At 68.6% G+C, this 20,484-nt stretch carries 20 protein-coding genes; 9 read left to right on the forward strand and 11 right to left on the reverse strand.

Annotation, left to right across the window (positions count from 1 at the left end; all coding sequences use genetic code 11):
• Positions 1 to 56 precede the first annotated feature (56 nt).
• From GQ57_RS01960 to GQ57_RS01970, 3 genes are all read left to right on the forward strand, one after another.
• Positions 57 to 1,022 carry a sterol desaturase family protein gene (locus tag GQ57_RS01960; protein WP_235215001.1) on the forward strand — a complete coding sequence of 322 codons (966 nt, stop codon included), beginning with the start codon at positions 57 to 59 and terminating at the stop codon, positions 1,020 to 1,022.
• Positions 1,023 to 1,225: 203 nt separating this feature from the next.
• Positions 1,226 to 1,492, forward strand: a complete 267-nt coding sequence (locus GQ57_RS01965) for a hypothetical protein (protein WP_152603171.1) — start codon at positions 1,226 to 1,228, stop codon at positions 1,490 to 1,492.
• An 88-nt stretch (positions 1,493 to 1,580) separates the two neighbouring features.
• Complete coding sequence (locus GQ57_RS01970) at positions 1,581 to 1,823, forward strand: energy transducer TonB family protein (RefSeq protein WP_031397275.1); 243 nt, start codon at positions 1,581 to 1,583, stop codon at positions 1,821 to 1,823.
• Between the two features lie 22 nt (positions 1,824 to 1,845).
• Here the strand turns inward: GQ57_RS01970 and GQ57_RS01975 are convergent, their stop codons facing one another.
• From GQ57_RS01975 to GQ57_RS01985, 3 genes are all read right to left on the reverse strand, one after another.
• The gene (locus tag GQ57_RS01975; protein ID WP_034196925.1) at positions 1,846 to 3,471 is read right to left on the reverse strand and encodes a histidine-type phosphatase; all 1,626 of its coding nucleotides are present in this window, start codon (positions 3,469 to 3,471) and stop codon (positions 1,846 to 1,848) included.
• Positions 3,472 to 3,650: 179 nt separating this feature from the next.
• Positions 3,651 to 4,085: a phosphatase gene (locus tag GQ57_RS01980; RefSeq protein WP_031397277.1), complete on the reverse strand. Its 435-nt coding sequence runs from the start codon at positions 4,083 to 4,085 to the stop codon at positions 3,651 to 3,653.
• A gap of 326 nt (positions 4,086 to 4,411) precedes the next feature.
• A complete protein-coding gene (locus GQ57_RS01985; protein ID WP_034196926.1) occupies positions 4,412 to 5,770 on the reverse strand; it encodes an NAD(P)/FAD-dependent oxidoreductase in 1,359 nt (452 codons plus the stop codon).
• Between the two features lie 99 nt (positions 5,771 to 5,869).
• On the opposite strand from GQ57_RS01985, the gene GQ57_RS01990 reads away from it, so the two are divergent.
• Positions 5,870 to 6,823 (forward strand): LysR family transcriptional regulator, encoded by a 954-nt coding sequence (locus GQ57_RS01990; protein WP_034196927.1) that lies wholly within the window; start codon positions 5,870 to 5,872, stop codon positions 6,821 to 6,823.
• A 392-nt stretch (positions 6,824 to 7,215) separates the two neighbouring features.
• Here the strand turns inward: GQ57_RS01990 and GQ57_RS01995 are convergent, their stop codons facing one another.
• A complete protein-coding gene (locus GQ57_RS01995; RefSeq protein WP_031397280.1) occupies positions 7,216 to 7,413 on the reverse strand; it encodes a hypothetical protein in 198 nt (65 codons plus the stop codon).
• 192 nt (positions 7,414 to 7,605) lie between these two features.
• On the opposite strand from GQ57_RS01995, the gene GQ57_RS02000 reads away from it, so the two are divergent.
• Both GQ57_RS02000 and GQ57_RS02005 read left to right on the forward strand, forming a co-directional pair.
• On the forward strand, positions 7,606 to 8,526 hold the full coding sequence (locus GQ57_RS02000; RefSeq protein ID WP_034196928.1) for an AraC family transcriptional regulator: 921 nt from the start codon (positions 7,606 to 7,608) through the stop codon (positions 8,524 to 8,526).
• 125 nt (positions 8,527 to 8,651) lie between these two features.
• A complete protein-coding gene (locus GQ57_RS02005; RefSeq protein ID WP_034196929.1) occupies positions 8,652 to 9,539 on the forward strand; it encodes an NmrA family NAD(P)-binding protein in 888 nt (295 codons plus the stop codon).
• A 25-nt stretch (positions 9,540 to 9,564) separates the two neighbouring features.
• Here the strand turns inward: GQ57_RS02005 and GQ57_RS02010 are convergent, their stop codons facing one another.
• Both GQ57_RS02010 and GQ57_RS02015 read right to left on the reverse strand, forming a co-directional pair.
• Positions 9,565 to 10,767, reverse strand: a complete 1,203-nt coding sequence (locus tag GQ57_RS02010) for a benzoate/H(+) symporter BenE family transporter (protein ID WP_034196930.1) — start codon at positions 10,765 to 10,767, stop codon at positions 9,565 to 9,567.
• A 238-nt stretch (positions 10,768 to 11,005) separates the two neighbouring features.
• The gene (locus GQ57_RS02015; protein WP_034196931.1) at positions 11,006 to 12,031 is read right to left on the reverse strand and encodes a fatty acid desaturase; all 1,026 of its coding nucleotides are present in this window, start codon (positions 12,029 to 12,031) and stop codon (positions 11,006 to 11,008) included.
• A gap of 300 nt (positions 12,032 to 12,331) precedes the next feature.
• On the opposite strand from GQ57_RS02015, the gene GQ57_RS02020 reads away from it, so the two are divergent.
• Positions 12,332 to 13,156, forward strand: coding sequence for a phosphate/phosphite/phosphonate ABC transporter substrate-binding protein (locus tag GQ57_RS02020; protein ID WP_034196932.1), 825 nt, complete (start codon positions 12,332 to 12,334; stop codon positions 13,154 to 13,156).
• Positions 13,157 to 13,268: 112 nt separating this feature from the next.
• On the opposite strand, the gene dbpA is transcribed toward GQ57_RS02020, so the two are convergent.
• The 5 genes from dbpA to GQ57_RS02045 all read right to left on the reverse strand — a co-directional run bounded on the left by dbpA (position 13,269) and on the right by GQ57_RS02045 (position 18,161).
• Positions 13,269 to 14,666, reverse strand: a complete 1,398-nt coding sequence (gene dbpA / locus GQ57_RS02025) for an ATP-dependent RNA helicase DbpA (protein WP_031397286.1) — start codon at positions 14,664 to 14,666, stop codon at positions 13,269 to 13,271.
• Between the two features lies 1 nt (position 14,667).
• A complete protein-coding gene (locus GQ57_RS02030; protein ID WP_031397287.1) occupies positions 14,668 to 14,865 on the reverse strand; it encodes a hypothetical protein in 198 nt (65 codons plus the stop codon).
• 287 nt (positions 14,866 to 15,152) lie between these two features.
• A complete protein-coding gene (gene mqo, locus GQ57_RS02035; RefSeq protein ID WP_034196933.1) occupies positions 15,153 to 16,796 on the reverse strand; it encodes a malate dehydrogenase (quinone) in 1,644 nt (547 codons plus the stop codon).
• Between the two features lie 521 nt (positions 16,797 to 17,317).
• Positions 17,318 to 17,605, reverse strand: coding sequence for a hypothetical protein (locus GQ57_RS02040; RefSeq protein ID WP_034196993.1), 288 nt, complete (start codon positions 17,603 to 17,605; stop codon positions 17,318 to 17,320).
• Positions 17,606 to 17,672: 67 nt separating this feature from the next.
• A complete protein-coding gene (locus GQ57_RS02045) occupies positions 17,673 to 18,161 on the reverse strand; it encodes an Lrp/AsnC family transcriptional regulator (RefSeq protein WP_031397292.1) in 489 nt (162 codons plus the stop codon).
• A gap of 115 nt (positions 18,162 to 18,276) precedes the next feature.
• On the opposite strand from GQ57_RS02045, the gene GQ57_RS02050 reads away from it, so the two are divergent.
• Positions 18,277 to 19,314, forward strand: coding sequence for a histone deacetylase family protein (locus GQ57_RS02050; protein WP_034196934.1), 1,038 nt, complete (start codon positions 18,277 to 18,279; stop codon positions 19,312 to 19,314).
• A 56-nt stretch (positions 19,315 to 19,370) separates the two neighbouring features.
• The gene (locus tag GQ57_RS02055) at positions 19,371 to 20,447 is read left to right on the forward strand and encodes an ornithine cyclodeaminase (protein ID WP_034196935.1); all 1,077 of its coding nucleotides are present in this window, start codon (positions 19,371 to 19,373) and stop codon (positions 20,445 to 20,447) included.
• Positions 20,448 to 20,484 lie beyond the last annotated feature (37 nt).

The following is a 20,484-nucleotide window of genomic DNA, read 5'->3' on the forward strand; positions in this document are numbered from 1 at the left end:
GCGACCATACTGCCCGTCCGTGCTTGAGCGAGGCCGCGAACATGCCGACCGGGTTGATGACATGGCTCCATGCGTTCCTGGGTAACGACGTGGACTGGAAGCAGGTCCTGCTGATCGGCATGACGCCGGTCTTCCTGATCGCGTTCGCGGTCGAATACGCGGTGATGACCCGGCGCGGCCGCCGCGCGCCGTTTCGCTGGAAGGAGATCGTCGCGAACCTGTCGCTCGGCGCCGGCTACCAGGTGGCGGAGACCGTGATGGGGCTCCTGTTCACGGGCGCGATCTTCGCGTGGGTCTACCGGCACCGGCTGTTCGACGTGCCGGTGAATGCCGTCACGATCGTGCCGATCTTCGTCGTCGTGGAGTTCTGCTACTACTGGTTCCATCGCACGTCGCACCGTGTGCGCTGGTTTTGGGCCGCGCACGTACCGCACCACAGCGGCGAAGTGATGAACTTCACGACGGCCATGCGGCAGTCGCTGCTGAACGCGTTCGTCGGCGTGTTCGTGTTCTACCTGCCGCCGGTCTGGCTCGGCATTCCGCCCGCCGTCGTGCTGTTCCTGCTCGCGGTCGATCTCGCGTACCAGTACTTCGTGCATACCGAGGCGATCGGGCGGCTGCCGCGCTGGTTCGAATACGTGTTCGATACGCCGTCGAACCATCGCGCGCATCACGGACGCAATCCGCGCTACATCGACCGGAATTACGGCGGTGTGCTGATCATCTTCGATCGCATGTTCGGTACGTATGTCGAGGAAACCGAGCCGGTCGACTACGGCATTACGCAGCAGATCCGTTCGTACAATGTCCTGGTGCTGAACCTGCACGAGTTCGTCGACATGTGGCGCGACGTGCTGGCGCCGGGGCCGGTCCTGCAGCGGCTGAAACATCTGTGGATGCCGCCGGAGTGGGAGCGGCCGGGCCATCGGCCGATCCATACATGGAGCGTCGAGCGCAAGGACGACGCGAACGGCGATGAGGTTCGGGCCGGCGTGACGACCGAAACGTCAAGAATGGTTTGAACCGCCGGCCGGACGCTTGCGACCGGCGATGCGCTCCTTTATCGTGCCGCCACGACGCCGACACAGGGCGTCAAGCCAGATCGCAAGGAGCATCCGTCATTACCGCATCGAATCGTCGCACGCCCGTGCGTGCATTTCTCGTGGCCTCGTTCGCCTGTCTCAATCTTGCCCATTCCGCGTCGGCGGCGTACACGGAGGCGTGGATGAGCGACAGCGACGTGAAGGAGTACGCACGGCAGGTCAGGCATCCGGCCGCGGCGGCCGGCAGTTCGTCGGTCGTGAAGCAGGCTCGCCCCGTTGCCGCGCGCGCGGCCAGCCAGGGCGCCGCCCGTGCCGGTGCGAAGCCTGCCGTGCAAGCACAGCCGGCCGTGGACCGGAGCCGGGGCCGGCCGCTTCATGACGCACGGCGCGCCGATCCGAAGCGGAAGGCCGTGGCGCGCACGGCCAGCCGTGCGGCCTCGAAGCAATGACGTGTCGAAGCGACGCCGGGCGTGGCATTGCCGCCGCGCTCGGCGATAATCGCTGCATTAGACGGATACGGAGCCTGTCGTGTCGCTGATGGATCGCCTGTTGTCACGTGGAGTGCCGAACGCGTCGTCGCGGCGGCAAGTGGTCGTGCGCGTATGGCTCGACGAGCAGGGACGCGTGCGCGACCTCAAGGTCCGGCGCAGTTGCGGCGACGCCGCGCTCGACGAGAAAGCGCTGCACGCGATTGCCGTGATGCGCTTCCCCGCCGGTCATCTCGGCTCCGGGGGGAAATCCGCGAAGCGCTGGCACGATTTCAACTATCCGGTGGACTGACGGCGCGCCGCGCCGCCGCCGGTCACTTGTACCCGTAACACTGCTTCAATCCCGCGTAGTCGTAGAAGTGGCTGCCGGGCGCGAGCTTCGCGCCGTCGCACGCGGCCTGGAAATCCGTCTCGCGCTCGTTGTACAGCATCTTCACGATGAGCCGCGACCCGTTGCGGTATACGTCCCACTGCATGTTCGCGGCCATCGGCGACACCTGGTCGCCGCGCCACGGGTTGTTTGCGTACGTGTACGTCTGCGCCTGCGGCGTCGGCACGAACACGTTCTTCAGGTTCATCGCCGACGCGAACGGAATCACGATTTCCGCGTGCGTGAAGCGCAGCTTCGCGGCGCGCGTCAGGTCGCCGCGGGCGATCGCGTCGACCTCGCCGAAGAAGTCGTCCTGCAGCACCTTCGCCATCCGGTACGTGACGGGGTTCGCTTCCTGGATACCGGGCCCTTTCTGGTAGTAGTCCTCGGCATCCTGCAGATACGCGAGATATTGCGCCTGCTCCGCGCCGATGTACTTCTCCAGCGTGATGCCACCGGTTTCCGCCGTCATCGCGGGCGCGACCTGCAGCAGGTTGTACAGCACGTTCACCGCGTCGACGGCCGTCGCGATCTTCGTCTTGCCGTCGCCCTTCAGCGTGTTGGTGAACTTGCCGTCCGCCGATGTGAACGCATAGGTGCCCGTGTTCGCGAACGTATAGCCGTCGGTGCCGAGCTTCGCGATGAACGCCGGCGACACGAGCGCGGCCAGCACCGTTTGCGCGACGTCGGCCGCCTGCGGCGCGGCCTTGATCGCCTTCAGCTTCGCGGCCGCCGTCGCGTCGTTCGCGTAGGCCTGGTACGTCTGGCTCGCCTGGTAGGTCGTGTAGTACGGGTCGCTCGTATCGGTCACGAGATCGGTGGCCGGCTTCAGCGCATGGAAATACAGCAGGAAGCGGTTGGTGCCGGCCGGCTGCGCGGCGGGTGCGTTTGCCGGATAGCCGGCCGGCGCGGCCGGCAGCGTGATGGCCGTTGCCAGCGCCGGCCGCGCGGCGGCAAGGGCCGCGGAGAAATACGTCGAGCTGTCGACCGCGCGATCCTGCCCCGAGTTGACGACGACGACCTGCCGGTTGCCGGCCGCGAGCAGCGCGGGCAGCCGTTGCGCGAGACGCGCGGCGAGCTGCTGGTGTTCGCGGATGCCGGCCTGCGTGAGGTTGCCGTAGCCGGGCGTCGAGATGCCCGGCACGCCGTAGCCGAGCAGCGCATTGGCCTTCATCATCGTGTACGTGTCGGCCTTGAGCTGCGCGCCGAGCGCGGTCAGCGCGCCGTCGGCCTCGGCCTTGACCAGCATCGCGTAGATCGCGCCGTCGTATTTGAAACCGGACAGCCCGCGCGAGCCGTGGCGCGCGACGAGTTCGGTATAGACGGGCGCATAGCCGGCGGGCGGCGCTTCGTACGTCGCGGCATCCTGCTGCGGACGGTACGGCGTCTTGGTCTGGTAGTAGGTCGCGGGCGTCGGGGTCGGCGTGGGTGTCGGCGTCGGCGTGGGGGCGGGTGTCGTGCCGCCGTTGTCGGCCGGCGTGGCGGGCGGCGTCGAGGGTTCTCCGCCGCAGGCGGCGAGCAACAGGCAGGCGAACGTGAGGGCGGCGGCGGTGCGGGTCGGGCGTGTCATCGTGGCAGGCAGCGAACTGGGCGACGCGGTTTCGCGTCGTTCAGTTTCCGGGAGGGTTCGGTCAAGCCCGGAAGTGTCGCAAGCGACTTTGACAGCAGAATGTCAGAATAGAGTCGGCCAATCGTCGGATTGGCGTCGAGTCGAGGCTGGCCGGCCGCCGCCGGCCCGTGTGCCGGCGCTCAGTGCAGGCCGGACGAGGCGATCGAGCGTACCGTGTCGGTGATGTTCACGCAGCGCGACAGGCCGAAATGCTCGGCTTCGCGGCGCTCCCGCTCGCTGCTCGCGATCGCCACCGCGCGCTCGGGCGGCACGCCGAGCGCCTGCAGCGCGACGTCGAAAGGATGCTGATTCGTTCCGGATTCCTGATGATGTGCGTCCGTGACGACGACCGAGAAGCGATCGAGGTTCGCGCGGCCGAACTGGCCTTCGAACATGTCGCTGAGCCGCGCGGCCGGCAGCGTCGTGACGAGACCGAGCCGATATCCTTCTTCCGATGCGCGGTCGAGCCACTGGATGATCGCGTCGCGCTGGTGGCGCGCTTCGTTCGAATCCGGTGTTGCTTCGATCTGTGCGAATGCTGCGTCGAGACGGGTGACGATGGCTTCGATAACCACGGTGATTCCTTTTCAGAAACGTGATGATCCGTTCGCCGACGGGAATGCCACACACCTTAGCGTCGATCCGGAAAACGCGACCAATTAATATTTTTATCAGACTCATATGATCTGACTAATGAATCGGGCGGCGCGCCAGAGCGGGCGCGGGATGCGTGCCGCACGGCAGGGTCCGCGCGAAACGCGTCGTCGGGATGATCGTCGATGCGATGCACCGGTGTTGGGCGTGTTCCGGGCGCTTCGGGCATATGCATATAAAAAAACGGCATATCGGACGAGGGTCGCCCGATATGCCGTCTTGCGCTGCCGCGTGCGAACCGGCGTGCTCAGTGCAGCTTGATCGACGGCTGATTCCGGCTTTGCAGCCAGTGGCTCAGCGACTGGAACAGCGCGCGCTTCACGCCGACCACGCTGAACAGATGCTTGCGGTACAGGAACTTGTACAGGCCGATCGCGGCGAGCCCGTCGACGATCAGCGAGCGGGAATGCACGCCGAGGTCGGCCTGGTACACGGCGCCGGCCTGCCCGAGCGACACGACGGTGCCCGCGTCGCGGAACGTGAAGCCGGCCACCGGCTTGCCGGCGACGCGGCGCGCGAACGCGTTGACGAGGTACACGGCCTGCTGGTGCGCGACCTGCGCGCGCGGCGGCAGGAAGCCGTTCGCTTCGGCGCTCGGGCACGCGGCGCAGTCGCCGAACGCATACACGTGCGGATCGTCGGGCGTCTGCAGCGTATCGGTCACGATCACCTGGTTCGCGCGATTGAGCACGATGTCGCCGATCTCCCGCAGGATCGCGGGGCCGGCGACGCCGGCCGCCCAGATCGTGATGTCGCTCGCGAGCCGTTCGCCCGTCGCGGTCGTCACGGCGTCCGCGCCGACTTCCGCCACGCGGGTGTCGGTCAGCACGTCGACGTTCAGCGCGCGAAGCTGCGCGTGCATCTTGCCGGACAGCCGCGCGTCGAGCGCCGGCAGGATGCGCGGGCCGCCCTCGATCAGCCGGATATGCACGTCGCGCGCGGACACCAGCGCCTTGAAGCGGTACGTCGTCAGTTGCTGGATTGCATGGCGCAGCGCGGCGGCCAGCTCGACGCCCGTCGCGCCCGCGCCGATCACGTTGATGCAGATCGGCGCCGCGCGCCGTGCAGGTTGCTGCTCGGCCAGATGATTCGCCTTCGTGCAGGCCGCGAGGAACTTGCGGCGGAAATCCTCGGCCTGGTCGAGGTTCTCGAGCGGCAGCGCATGGCGCGCCGCGCCCGGCACGTTGAAGAAGTTCGTCACGCTGCCGACGGCGAGCACGAGATCGTCGTAGCCGAGCGTGCGCGCCGGCAGGATTTCCGTGCCGTCGGCGTCGTGCACGGCCGCGATCGTCGCCGTGCGCGCCGCGCGGTCGACCCGCTGCAGCGCGCCCTGCACGAAGCGAAAGCCGTGGCGCCTGGCCTGCGCCGCGAATTCGATCGTGTGGGATGCCGGGTCGCGGTGGCCCGATGCGGCTTCGTGCAGCAGCGGCTTCCAGAAGTGCGTCGGGTAGCGGTCGACGAGCACGACTTCGGCTTGCCCGCGGCGTCCGACCGTATCGCCGAGACGCGTGGCGAGATGCAGGCCGCCTGCGCCGCCGCCGACGATCACGATGCGCGGCAGGCGCGGTGCAGGGTCCGTTGCAAGGGTGGGCGTGGTGTGGTCCATGTTGGGCTCCCGCTGATGACGATTCGGATGACATTGCTCAAGAACCGACGATATAGTTTCGAACCCACTCGAACAATTTAATGTTTATAAGCGACTCATATGTATTCACTTATAGGAAAGACCGCGACGTTCCGACAGTTGAAGGCGCTGGACATGATTGCGCGGCTCGGCAGCGTGTCGCGGGCGGCCGAGGAACTGAACCTGACGCAGCCGGCCGTGTCGCTGCAGGTTCGCCTGCTCGAGGAGGCGGTGGGCGCCGCGCTGCTGCAGCGGGTGGGGCGCGGCGTGCAGCTGACCGCGGCGGGCGAGATCGTGTCGCGCTATGCGCGCGAGATCCTGCATCTGTGGAGCGAGGCCGGCGACGAAGTCGCGGCGCTGACCGGCGACCTCGGCGGTACGCTGCGGATCGGCGCGATCACGACGGCCGAATACCTGATTCCGCCGCTGCTGGTCAAATTCACCGCGACGCGTCCGCACGTGAAGACGTACTTCAAGGTCGGCAATCGCGACGACATCATCCGCATGCTTGCGACGCATGAAATCGATCTCGCGGTGATGGGCAGCGCGCCGAAGGAGCTGCGCACGCACGCGGTCGAGTTCGCGAAGCATCCGATGGTGTTCGTTGCGTCGCCGGGCCATCCGCTGATGCAGCGCAAGCGCCTCTCGCTGAAGGATCTCGAATCCGCGCACCTGCTCGTGCGCGAACGCGGCGCAGGCACGCGCTCGACCGTCGAGAGCCTGTTCAAGACGTCCGGCCACCGTTTCCACGTGGGCTCCGAACTGTCGAGCAACGAGGCCATCAAGCAGATGGCCGAAGCCGGGCTCGGCGTCGCGTTCCTGTCGTTGCACGCGTGTGCACTCGAACTGCGCACCGGCCTGCTCGGGCAACTGCCGTTCCCCGGCAACCCGATCGAACGCGAATGGTATGTGGTCACGCTCGCCGACCGGCGGATCTCGCAGGTGACGGGGTTGTTCCGCGATTTCCTGATCAGGCAGGGCGCGCCGGTGATCGACGGCGCGACCGTGGCATCGCACGAGCGGCGGCGCAAGTGAGCGGGTGCGACCTTGGCCGGATCGCCGGTCGGGCATTCGCTGCGACTGGCGTCGACGGTGCGTGACGCGTCGGCCGGCGAGCGGCCGGGGTTGCCGGCCGGATCGTGGCGCGGAACGACGCGTTGCGGGTCGATGCGGCGGAGCCGTCCGGGCCGGGTGACGGGACCGTTGCCGATGGCCCGGCACGGGATGCGGTGACGGGAGGGCGGTGATCGTTCGACAGGCGGTCTAGACGCGGGGCCGTTGCCGACGACGGTTGCCGGAAACAACCCGGGCACGACATTTCGCCTGTCGGCAACGAGGCGCGAGCGACAGGGCCGTCGCGTGGGTTGGACGGCCCGACAGGTATCGCCTTGCACGACAGGAATTGGCCGGGCGCGAGGCGATCGTGTTCAACCGAGCCCGAAGTCGTCGTTGCTGTCGGGAATCGATGCGAGCAGCCGTTCGAACCGATACCAGCCGACGATGCGCAGGCACCACGCGGCGACCGCGGCGCGGACACCGGGCGAACCGGAGCGGGAGGGCGTGCGGGCGGCGCCGGACGGCGAGGGCGCGATGAACGACGTGCGCAGCGGGCAATGGTGGGGCATGACGGGCTCCGTAGGTGTCGGATGGGGCGATCGTAAGCGGTGCGGCGCCCGTCGGCGCACACGCAAGGATGGTCCCGAGCAGGAACGGATGATCTTTTTCCGCGCGACGCCGGCGCGGCCGCACCGGCCCGGCACGCCGGCCGGAAACGCGTCACAATGCGCGTTCGAGCCACGAGCGGGTGGAGCCCAGCCATGAGCGATCCGATTCTCGCCGCGCCGCCGGACAACGGCGTGCCGGTCATCCTGCGCTCCAGTCGCGGACGCGGCTGGCATGGCTTCGGCGCGGCGCTGCTCGACATTCGCGCCGGCACCTACCGGATTCCGGCCGCCGAACACCACCGCATCGGCGTGCATATCGGCGGCCCCGTCCGGGCGGACTGCGTGTGCGACGGCGAGCGCGTGTCGCGCATCCAGGCGCATGGCGACGTCGACGTGATTCCGGCCGGCTTGCCCGGCCAGTGGACCGACAGCGCCGACTGCCGGATCCTCCACATCATGCTCGGCGACGCATTCGTGCGGCGCACTGTCGAGCACCTCGAACTGAAGCCGTCGCACGCGCAGATCCGCCGCCGGCTGCAGGTGCGCGACCCGCGCTTGCAGCACATCGCGTGGGCGATGGCCGCCGAACTCGAAGCGGAAGACGCGTCGGACCCGCTCTTTGCGGAAAGCCTGTGCACGGCGCTCGTCGCGCGGCTGGTCGACGGCCAGCCGGCGTTCCGCGAACGCCGGCGCGCGCTCGCACCGAAGGCGGCGGCGCGCGTGATCGACTATGTCGAGGCGAATCTCGACCGGCGCATGACGCTCGCCGAACTCGCGGCGCTGGTGTCGATCAGCGTGCCGCATTTCAAGGTGCTGTTCCGCGAAACGCTCGGGATGCCGGTGCACCAGTACGTCGTGCGTCGCCGCGTCGAGCGCGCGAAGGCGTTGCTGCTCGAAGGCCGGCTGAGCATCAGCCAGGTCGCGCTGGAAGCGGGTTTTGCACACCAGAGCCACATGGCGAGCTGGCTGAACCGCGTGCTCGGCGTAACGCCCACGGAGATCGCGCGCTCGGGGGGGCGAAGCGGGTTGCGGCTCGCGTACGACGGCGACGACGGAAGGCCTGCACGCGGATAGCGTCCCGAAGGACGTGCCGGCCCCGCATCCCGTCATCCTTTCCTGCGCGATTCATCCCTTCGTGCGCGCCGCGCCGGACGCGCCCCACGACAATGGCCGCACCTTCATTTTCCAGGGAGCGGATCGTGTTCGTGATCTTCGGAGCATCAGGCAACGTCGGCCTGTCGACCGTGACGGCCTTGCGCAGCGCAGGCCACCCCGTGCGCGCGGTATTGCACGACGCACGCCATCGTGAACGCTTCGCGCAGCTCGGCTGCGACGTCGCGATCGCGCCACTGACGGACGCGCATGCGATCGCCGCGGCGCTCGAGGGCGCGCAGGCCGTGCAGATACTGTGCCCGGTGCCCGCCGCCGATCCCGATCCGGCCGCGACGATGGCGCAAACGATCGACATCGCGACCGCCGCGCTTGCCGCGAACCCGCCGCCCGTGCTGCTCGCGCTGTCGGACTACGGCGCGGAGCTGGCCGGCAATACGGGCATCACGCGTCTGTTCCATCGTTTCGAGGAACGACTGAAGACGATCCCGACGCCGCTGACGCTGCTGCGATCGGCCGAGCATCTGCAGAACTGGGCGCGGGTGCTGCCGGTCGCGCTGGCCACCGGCGTGCTGCCGAGCTTTCACGATCCGGTCGACAAGGCGTTTCCGACGGTCTGGGCGCCCGATGTGGGTGTCGCGGCGGCGCGGTTGCTGCTCGATGCGCCCGAACGCGGCAACGGCCCGCGCGTGGTCAGTGTGGAGGGGCCGCGCCGGGTCAGCGTGACGGAGATCGCGGACGCGCTGGGCGCGGCGGCCGGCCGTCCGATCGTCGCGCGCGCGCTGCCGCGCGACACGTGGGATGCGACGCTGCTGCGCGCCGGCCTCGGCGAACGGCACGCGCGGTTGATCGTCGATCTGTACGACGTCCACAACGCCGGGCGGATCGACGTCGAGGCCGGCGTGTCTGAGCGGCTTTACGGCACGACGCCGCCGGCGGATGCGCTCGCGCAACTGGTGCGCCGGCACGCGCGGTAATGGCGGCCGCGACGCAGGCGGCGCGTTACGCGCGCCGCCGCACCTTGTTCAGTACCGCATACGAAAGCGACCCGATCACGATCCCCCAGAAGGCGGAGCCGAGCCCGAGCCACGTCATGCCCGATGCGGTCGCGAGGAACGTGATCACCGACGCCTCGCGATGGTTCTCGTCCTCGAAGATCCCGTGCACGTTCGCGCCGATCGCGCCGATCAGCGCGAGCCCCGCGAGGATCGCGACGAACGCTTTCGGCAACGCGAAGAACACCGTGACGATCGTGCCCGCGAAGAGCCCGCCGACCAGGTAGATCGCCCCGTTCGCGAGCCCGGCGACGTAGCGCCGCTCCGGATCCTCGTGCGCGTCCTTGCCGGTGCAGAGCGCGGCGGTGATCGCCGCGACGACGATCGTGATTCCGCCGAAACACGCGACGACGAGCGACATCACGCCGGTCGCCGCGATGATCGGGAGCGCGCTCGTGCGGTAGCCGGACACGCGCAGGATCGTCATCCCCGGCAGGAACTGGCCGGTGAGGCTGACGACGACGAGCGGCAGCGCGAGGCTGAGCGTCGTGCCGAGCGTCCATTCGGGGGCGATGAAGATCGGGTGCGCGATGCTCGGCGACACGTTGCCGAGATGGGTCATCCCGAGCAGCGTCGCGAGTGCGGCGCCCGTCAGCAGCACGAGCACGATGCTGTAGCGCGGCAGCAGGCGCCTGAAGATCACGTAGGCCGCGATCATCCCGAACGCGAGCGCGGGTTGCTCCGACGCCGCCGCGAACGCGTGCGTGCCGAACGGCAGCAGGATGCCGGCCATCATGCCGCACGCGATGCCGCGCGGAATGTGGTGCACGAGCCGGTCGAAATAGCCGGTCACGCCGATCAGCAGGATGATCAGCGCGGCCGTGATGTACGCGCCGACGGCCTGGTTGAGCGTCAGGTGCGGAAACAGGCCGACGAGCAGCGCGGTGCCGGGCGCCGACCACGCGGTGACGACCGGGATCTTCAGCTTCCAGCTCGCGAACAGGCCCGATACGCCTGCGCCGATCGAGATCGCCCACACCCACGACGACACCATCGCGTCGGACACGTGGGCCGCCTGCGCGGCCTGGAAGAGGATCGCGAGCGGGCCCGCGTAGGAAATCAGGACCGCGAGAAAGCCCGCGGTGATCGCGGAAACGGACCAGTCGTTGCCGATCGCGCGGGTCGCGCCGGGCGTGGTGTTCGGTTGCATCGTCGTGGGGGCGTGCGGCGCGCGGCCGGGGGGCAGAGCCGGGGCGCATGATCGCTGGCAGCCCCGGACGAGCCGCCATTCTGGACATTGCGGGCCCGGTTGGCAATGCGCGGGCGCGTGCGCCTCTGTCGGCATTTCGTAAGGATTGCGACGCAGGAGGCTTATCGCCGGTCTTGCCGTCTGCCGCGCGTGTCGCCGAATCCGGCGGCTGCACGACGCACCGCGACGCCGTTCGAGGTCAGGTGCTGATCTGCAGCACCGTGTCGACCACGGCCACCTTCGCGCCGCTGCCCGCCGACAGCGACGCCGTGCCCGCGTCGAACGGATGCACGGGCGTATCGGTCGGCGTCCACGCATGGCGCGCGAGCAACTCGCGATACCCGCCGCGAATCACGAAGCCGCCGCATTTGCGCCCGTACGCGTCGCGCCGCATCCGGTATGCGCGCGGCAGGTCGTACCACGGCAGCTTCGGCAGGTCGTGATGGACGAGGTGGTAGTTGTTGTTCAGGTACAGCAGCCGCATCGCGAAGCCGGCTTCGTTGATCGTGATGCGCGCCTTCGGATGGCGCGCGGCGCGGTGCTCGTACAGCGAGCGGATCATCGCGATCGCCAGCGCGGGCCACGTGACGGCCAGCAGGTAGTACCACCACGGCACGCCGATCGCCCGTTGCAGCCACGTAAGCAGCGCGGCCACGCACGCGACGTGCGCCGCCCACATCGGCAGATAGCGGAAGTCGCCATGCCGGAACGCGGCGAACGCGCCGGCGACCGTCGCGGCGACGCTCAGCGGCGGCCCGACGACGATGCGTCCGACGAACGTCTTGCGCGCGAGCGTCAGGGCACGGCGCCAGCGCGGCAGCCTGGCCCAGCGGTCGCGCGTGACGTAGTTCGTTTCGGGGTCGACACCCGGCACGGTCAGGTCCTCGTCGCGGTGATGGTCGAGATGCGTGTCGCGATACAGCGTGTACGGATACCAGACCGTCAGCGGCGGATAGCCGAGCAGCTTGTTCACGAACGCGGAACGCGTCGGATGGCCGTGCAGCAGCTCGTGCTGCAGCGACAGGTGCCACGCGCCGAGCAGGATCAGCGGCGGCGTCGCGGCGGCGAGCGACAGGCGCCCGTCGCGCACGAGCAGCAGCACGGCGAGCCAGCCGCCGTAGATCGCGGCGACCAGCAGCCAGGTCGGCCATTCGGTGCGGGCGGTGAAGCGGGCGTCGAGTGCGGCGATCGCACGCGCGTGGTCGACGTCGAAGTATTCGGCCATGGCGTTGAGGCAGGATTGAACGGGCAGTGCGGGGAACGGGCGGTTGAACCGTTACGCGCCCCGGGTGCGCAGGTGTCTCGCGGATCACGGTCGGCCTGCCTGGCGCGACGCACGCCGGCGACGCCCGGGCAGGCATCAGGACGGTACCGGGATCGCGCGGCACGGCCAACCAATCGATTGGCATTTGCTTATCGTCGTGCCGCCGATAAGCATCGGGCGCATGGCGCCGTGTTCGCGCCCCCGTTTCGGCGCGATCGAACCGGGTTCCGCCGCGCCGCCGTCGATGCGTAGAATGCCCGCATGAGCCAATGGATCGCCGCCCTGCCGATGTACAACGTGACGCCGCGCCACGCCGCGCTGTGGCGCGCGCTGCTGCGCGACGCGCTTGCTGCGTTCGGGAAGGCGGGCGGGCCCGCCGGCGTCGCGCTTCCCGACGAACCGTTCGGCGACCTGCACGCGCTGTGGCGGCGCGGCGACCTGCTGCTGTCGCAGACCTGCGGCTACCCGTACCGGATGCTGGGCTTGCGCGATGACGTGCGACTGATCGCGACGCCGTGCTTCGATGCGGACGGTTGTCGCGGTGCGCTATACAGCAGCGTGCTGGTCGTCTCGGCGCGCGCGCATGCGGGCGGCGCGACGACGCTCGCCGCCTGCCGGGGGCTGCGGGCGGCCTTCAACGGCGACGATTCCCACAGCGGGATGAACGCGCTCCGGCATGCGGTCGCGCCGCATGCGCGCGACGGACGATTCTTCGGATCGGTTGCGGCGCTCGGCTCGCACCTGAACGTACTGCGAGCGCTGGCGTCGGGCGAAGCCGATTGCGCGGCGATCGACTGCGTGACGTTCGCGTACGTGCGTGACGAGCTGCCCGGGTTGTTGCAGGACATCCGGGTCGTCGGCCTGACCGCCGCCGCGCCGGGATTGCCGTTCATCGCATCGCGGGCGCTGGACGGCGCGCAGCTCGCCGCGTTGCGGGATGCGCTCGACCGGGCGGTCGCCGCCGATGCGGAGCGGGCGCGCGTGCTGAGGCTGAAGGGGTTCGAACGGTTGTCGCCGGCCGACTACGACACGATTGCGCGGTTTGCCCGGGACGCGGCCGGATACGGCTATCCCGAACTGGCCTGAGCGCGGCGCCCGCGCCGTCCGGCGCAGAAACGGCAGCGCGCCGGACGGCGCGCACCGCGCGACGGCGAGCGCCGTGCGATGCGTGACGTCGAGGGCGCGCCGCGCGCGGGCGTCACTCCTCGTCCATCAACCGGACCTTGACCCGCTTGCCCTTGATCTTCCCTGCATTGAGCTTGCGCAGCGCATCGTGCGCGACGCCGCGCTCGATCGCGACATAGGTCGAGAACTCGGTCACGTTGATCTTGCCGATCTGCTTGCCGTCGAACCCGGCGTCGCCGGTCAAGGCGCCGAGCACGTCGCCCGGGCGGATCTTGTCCTTGCGTCCGCCGAGGATCTGCAGCGTTTCCATCGGCGGCAGCAGCGTGTCGTTGCCCGCCGGCGTCAGTTCGGCGAGCGGATGCCATTCGACGTCGCGCTTCTGCGCCTGTTCGATCGCGCCGACCCGGCCCATCTCGTCCATGCTCGCGAGGCTCAGCGCCCAGCCGTCCTGATCCGCGCGGCCCGTGCGGCCGATGCGGTGCACGTGCACTTCGGGGTCGGGCGTCACGTCGACGTTGATCACCGCTTCGAGCTGCGCGATGTCGAGCCCGCGCGCGGCGACGTCGGTCGCCACCAGCACCGAGCAGCTGCGGTTCGCGAACTGGATCAGCACCTGGTCGCGCTCGCGCTGGTCGAGCTCGCCGTGCAGCGCGAGCGCGTGGAAGCCCTGCGCATGCAGCACGTCGAGCAGGTCGCGGCATTGCTGCTTCGTATTGCAGAACGCGATCGTGCTCACCGGCCGGTAGTGGTTCAGCAACTGGCCGACCGCGTGCAGCCGCTCGTTCTCGGTCACTTCGTAGAAGCGCTGGCGGATCTTGCTGTCGTCGTGACGCTCCTCGAGCTTCACTTCCTTCGGGTTGCGCAGGAACTGCTGGCTCAGCTTCGCGATGCCGTCCGGATAGGTCGCGGAGAACAGCAGCGTCTGGCGGGTCGTCGGGCACATCCGCGCGACTTTCGCGATGTCGTCGAAGAAGCCCATGTCGAGCATCCGGTCGGCTTCGTCGAGCACCAGCGTGTTCAGCGCGTCGAGCTTCAGGTTGCCGCGATCGAGGTGATCCATGATGCGGCCCGGCGTGCCGACGACGATGTGCGCGCCGTGCTCGAGGCTCTGCGCCTGCGGCCGCATCGGCGTGCCGCCGCACAGCGTCAGGACCTTCACGTTTTCCTCGGCGCGCGCGAGACGGCGCACTTCCTGCGCGACCTGGTCGGCGAGTTCGCGCGTCGGGCACAGGATCATCGCCTGCACGTCGAAGCTGCGCGTGTCGAGGCGCGCCAGCAGCGCGAGCGAGAACGCGGCGGTCTTGCCGCTGCCCGTCTTCGCCTGCGCGATCAGGTCCTGGCCGGCCAGCGCGATCGGCAGGCTCGCGGCCTGGATCGGCGTCATGTCGGCATAGCCGAGCTGCGCGAGGTTGGCGAGCGTGGCGGGTGTCAGCGGCAGTGCGCTGAAGGGCGTGGGCGTCGGTCGGCTCATGTCAGGACAGGTCTCCGAGGTAGGGGCGGCCTTCCATCTGCTCGTAGAGGACGTTGCCTTCCTCGTCCTCGAAGCGCTCGAGATAGTTGCGCGCGCCGCACAGCGGGCAGCGGAACAGCAGTCCCTGGCCCTCGTCCTTGATGGCGACGTCGGACGTCTCCCACTGCGTGCCGCAGCTCTGGTTTCGGCAGGTAAACACGGTCTTTCTCCAGCTGAATTCGGTTGATGGCGCGCCCGGGCGGGCGCTGCAACGGCGGGCGGCGCCCGCGCGGCCCGGGCGCGGGCCACACCGGGCGTCGCCCGGGCTTGCGTCGATGCGGATGGCGGATCGGGCGACCACGGGGTCGCGCGTGCCGCAATTCTAGCGGAAGCGGGCGGCCGGCTGGCGGCCGCCGCCGGCGCGCATCAAGAAAAAACGGCCGCCCCGGGGGGGCGGCCGTATCGTGCGGCGCGACGGTGTCGCGGTGTCGCGCGGCGACCGGCGCGTTACAGCGCCATGTCGGCCGATGCCTTCGCCGGGTGGGCCGGCGTGTTGCCGGTTGCCTGCGACGGCGCGGTGAGGTCGATCTTCGGCGGCGGCGAGAGCTGCAGCACGTCGCTCGTGTAGGTCCATTCCTCGACGACCTTCGCCGGGCTGTCGTTCAGCTTCGTGCCGTAGCTCGGCACGATCTGGCGAATCTTCTGCTGCCACGCGGGCGTCGCGACCTTGTCCTTGAACACCTTCTTCATCAGGTTCAGCATGATCGGCGCGGCCGTCGACGCGCCCGGCGATGCGCCGAGCAGGCCCGCGATGCTGCCGTCCTGCGACGCGACGATCTCGGTGCCCAGCTTCAGCACGCCGCCCTTCACCGGGTCGCGCTTGATGATCTGCACGCGCTGGCCGGCTTGCCACAGGCGCCAGTCTTCCTTCTTCGCGTCCGGGAAGTATTCCTTCAGCGCGTTGAAGCGGTCGTCGTCGGACAGCATCAGCTGGCCCGCGAGGTACTGGACCAGCGGGAATTCGTCGACGCCCACGCGCATCATCGGCGCGACGTTGTGCAGGTTGGTGCTCTTTGCGAGGTCGAAGTACGAGCCGTTCTTCAGGAACTTGGTCGAGAAGGTCGCGAACGGTCCGAACAGGATGATCTTCTTGCCGTCGATGATCCGCGTGTCGAGGTGCGGCACCGACATCGGCGGCGAGCCGACCGACGCCTTGCCGTACGCCTTCGCGAGATGCTGCTTCACGACGTCGGGGTTCTCCGTCACGAGGAACGAACCGCCGACCGGGAACGCGCCGTAGTCGCGGGCTTCGGGAATGCCCGACGCCTGCAGCAGGTGCAGCGCGCCGCCGCCCGCGCCGATGAACACGAACTTCGCGTCGACCGATTGCGGCGGCTCGTCCGAGTGCAGCTTGACCCACGTCACGTGCCACGTGCCGTCGGCATTGCGCGTGATTTCGCGCACTTCGCTCGACAGCGACAGCGTGAAGTTGGGCTGCGTCTTCAGGTAGCCGACGAACTGGCGCGTGATCTCGCCGAAGTTCACGTCGGTGCCGATCGGCGTCCACGTCGCCGCGACCTTCTGGTTGCGGTCGCGGCCTTCCATCATCAGCGGCACCCACTGCTTGATCTGGTCGTAGTCTTCCGAGTACTGCATCCCGCGGAACAGCGGGCTTGCCTGCAGCGCTTCATAGCGCTTCTTCAGGAAGCGGACGTTGTCGTCGCCCCATACGAAGCTCATGTGCGGCGTCGAGTTGATGAACGAGCGCGGGTTCTTCAGCACGCCCTGCTTGACCTGCCACGCCCAGAACTGGCGCGAGATCTGGAACGACTCGTTGATCTCGATCGCCTTCGAGATGTCGATCTTGCCGTCGGCCTTTTCCGGCGTGTAGTTCAGTTCGGCGAGCGCCGAGTGGCCGGTGCCGGCGTTGTTCCAGCCGTTCGAGCTTTCCAGTGCGACGCCGTCGAGGCGTTCGACCATCGTCATCGACCAGTCAGGCTGAAGCTCGTGCAGCCAGACGCCGAGCGTCGAGCTCATGATGCCGCCGCCCACCAGCAGGACGTCGACCTTCTTCGTATCGTCGGCATGCGCGGACGATGCGGCGACGCACAGCGCGAGCGCCGACAGTATTACCCGTAACGTTTTGATCACAGCAGATCCCTTTTTCAACTTGGATGCATCGGTTTGCCACGCCGCCCGGCGCGCGTGTCGATCGCGGCGAAACATGGATCCGGAGTTCCGGATCGCGAATCCGGAATTCCGGATCGACGCGTCGCGCCGTTGCATTTGCGCACGCGAAACCGTTGCGAAGGAGACCTTCGGATCGGCTCGCGACAGGCACGCAATGGCCGGCTTCACGGCGCGCGCTGGGTGCCGGGGCCCTTGCGGCAAGCCTGAGCGGTTGGGGGTTCAGGCTGCGTCGAAAAGGGCCGCACGCGACGTCGTTGCCGGGGGCGGGGTGGCAAGGGGCGCGTAATGTAACCGAACTCGTTTGCTGTGTCACAAACGAAAAATACCGTTGTTTTCGTGGGGTTTTTTGCGTGTCCGGGTTTCCGGAATGACGGTCGTGGAAACCGGGGAAGGTGTGGACAACTGCGCGGGATCGGGAGGGGGACGAGGGCGATCGCGTCGCGGCCGCACGCCGCGGCACGATCGCATCGGACTATTTCACGTCACTTCGCCGAACCGTTCCCGCAAAACTGCCCGTACGCCTGCGCCGAGTTCTCGAAACCCTTCTGCTTCGCGAGTTCCCACGGGCGCTCGCATTGTTGCGTCGCTTCGCACCACGAATAGCCGGCCGAGCCGATGCACCCGTGCGCATCGCGATCGCCGCCGACCACCGGCGGTGCGGGCGGTACCGAAGATTGCGCGGGCGGCGCGGAGGGCGCGGAACAGGCGCTCAAGGCGAACGCGCAGGCGAGCGCGGCGGCCAGCGATGCGGAAGGGCTGAAACGTTTCATGAGGGCGTGCTCCATGGCGGAATGAATGGGGGAGGACCGGAGGCGGCGCGCACGTTGGCCGCGCCGTTCACGCGTCCGGCACCGGCACGCGCGACGAGAACTTCACTTCGCGCAACGCGAGGCTCGACTGGATCGACGATACCCCCGCCTGCTTGCGCAGCACGCGCTCGACGAATTCCGCGTACGCGTCGAGATCGGCGGCGACGACCTGCAGGATGTAGTCGGCCGCGCCGGTGATCTTGTGGCACGACAGCACCTCGTCGTGTCGCCGGATCACGTCCTCGAAGTGGTCGGAATCCTGGTCAGAGTGCATGTTGAACGTGACGTGCACGAACGCGAACACGTTCATGCCGAGCGCGCGCCGGTCGAGGTTCGCCTGGTAGCCGGTGATCACGCCTTCGTCCTCGAGCCGCTTGCGGCGGCGCCAGCACGGCGTGACGCTGAGCGACAGCTTCTCGCCGAGCGTCGCGTTCGACAGCGCGCCGTCGTCCTGCAGCAGGCGCAGCATGGCGCGGTCGACGCCGTCCAGTTCGGCCGGAGCGCGATTTTTGCTCATTTTCGTGATTCCGTAGGCGGTTTTCTCAAAAGTGTACGAAAGGTGCGCGCGAAAAGCAAAGCTATTGCCGGTATCCGTCAATAAACTGTTGCCATCCTCACCGCAACGGTCAACCATGCTCACGGTCTATAGCAGCGATCACCAACTGCATCGCGGCGTCGAACTGAAGGACGGCGCGATCACCGATTCGTTCGAAAACCCCCTTCGCGCCGAAACGGTGCTCGCGCAGGTGCGCGCCGCCGGCCTCGGCGACGTGATCGCGCCGAAACCGTTCGACCGCGCGTGCTATGCGGCCGCGCACAGCGCGCGCTATGTCGAGTTCCTCGCCGGCGCGTGGGACGAATGGACGGCAACCGGCCGCACCTGCCAGGCGCTGCCGCTCGTATGGCCGGTGCGCGCGATGCCCGCCGCCGCGACGCCGCCCGCGTTCATCGACGGCAAGCTCGGCTTCTACGCGATGGACGCCGGCGCGCCGATCAACGCCGGCACGTGGGACGCGGTGAGCGCGAGCGCGAACTCGGCGCTGACCGGCGCCGACCTGCTGTCGAGCGGCGCGGCGCGCGCGGCGTTCGCGCTGTGCCGCCCGCCCGGCCACCACGCCGGCCGCGAGTACGCGGGCGGCTACTGCTACCTGAACAACGCGGCGATCGCCGCGCAGCATTGCATCGCGCAGGGCGCCGCGCGTGTCGCGGTGCTGGACGTCGATTTCCATCACGGCAACGGCACGCAGGACATCTTCTACGATCGCGCGGACGTGCTGTTCGCGTCGATCCACGGCGAGCCGCCGGTGTCGTACCCGTACTTCTCCGGCTACGCGGACGAGCGCGGCGCCGGCGCGGGCGAAGGCTTCAACCTGAACCTGCCGCTGCCGAAGGGCACGCTGTGGGCCGCTTACGAGCAGGCGCTCGACCACGCGGCCGCCGCGATCGCCGCGCATGCCCCCGACGCGCTCGTCGTGTCGCTCGGCGTCGACACGTTCGAGCACGACCCGATCAGCCATTTCCGGCTGCGCTCGCCCGACTACCTGCGCATCGGCGCGGCGCTCGCGCGCCTGAACGTGCCGACGCTGTTCGTGATGGAGGGCGGCTACATGGTCGACGAGATCGGCATCAACGCGGTCAACGTGCTGCTGGGATTCGAAGGGCGCGCGTAACGCGGCGCCGACCGTTTCAACGGCGGCCCCGGCCGCCGCAACCTTGGAGCAAGGGCATGACGCGATATCTGGATGTGACGAGCGTATCGACGCTTGTGGCCGAAGTCGGGATGACGCAGATCCTGACGACGATGGCCTCGTATATCGAGCAGGACTACCGGCGCTGGGAGACGTTCGAGAAGACCGCGCGCCTCGCCAGCCATTCGACCGACGGCGTGATCGAGCTGATGCCGACCTCGGACGCGCGGCTGTACGCGTTCAAGTACGTGAACGGCCATCCGAAGAACACCCGGGCCGACCTGCTGACCGTGATGGCGTTCGGCGTGCTGGCCGACGTCGACACCGGCTACCCGCTGCTGCTCAGCGAGATGACGCTCACGACGGCGATCCGCACCGCGGCGACGTCCGCGCTGGTCGCGCGCTTTCTCGCGCGCGCCGATGCGCGTTCGATGGCGCTGATCGGCAACGGCGCGCAGAGCGAATTCCAGGCGATCGCGTTTCACGAGATGCTCGGCATCGACGAGCTGCGCGTGTTCGACATCGATCCGGCGGCGACCGACAAGCTGATCCGCAACCTCGCGCCGTTCGCGGGGCTGCGCGTGATCCGCTGCGCGTCGGCGGCGGACGCCGTGCGCGGCGCGGACATCGTGACGACGGTGACCGCCGACAAGACCAACGCGACGATCCTGACGCCGGACATGATCGAGGACGGGATGCACGTGAACGCCGTCGGCGGCGATTGTCCCGGCAAGACCGAACTGCACGCGGACGTGCTGCGGCGCGCCCGCGTCGTCGTCGAATACGAGCCGCAGACGCGCATCGAAGGCGACATCCAGCAGATGCCGGCGGAATTTCCGGTGATCGAGTTCGCGCGGATCGTCTCGGGCGCCGAGCCGGGCCGCGAGTCGGACGCGCAGGTGACGGTGTTCGATTCCGTCGGCTTCGCGCTGGAGGATTTCTCGGCGCTGCGCTACCTGAACGCGGCCGCGCGCGAGCGCGAGATCGGCATCGAGCTCGACCTGATTCCCGCGCCGCGCGATCCGAAGGACCTGTACGGCGTCGCGACGGGCGGCGACGCGGGCGTGCTGCCGGCCGGCACGGGCCGCGCGGTGCAGGAAGCGCTGCGCCATTGAGCGCGGCCGATGCGTCGTCGGAACCACAACACGTCCC

Origin of the sequence: Burkholderia sp. MSh2 (assembly GCF_000731655.1) — a bacterium.
Classification (GTDB): domain Bacteria; phylum Pseudomonadota; class Gammaproteobacteria; order Burkholderiales; family Burkholderiaceae; genus Burkholderia; species Burkholderia paludis.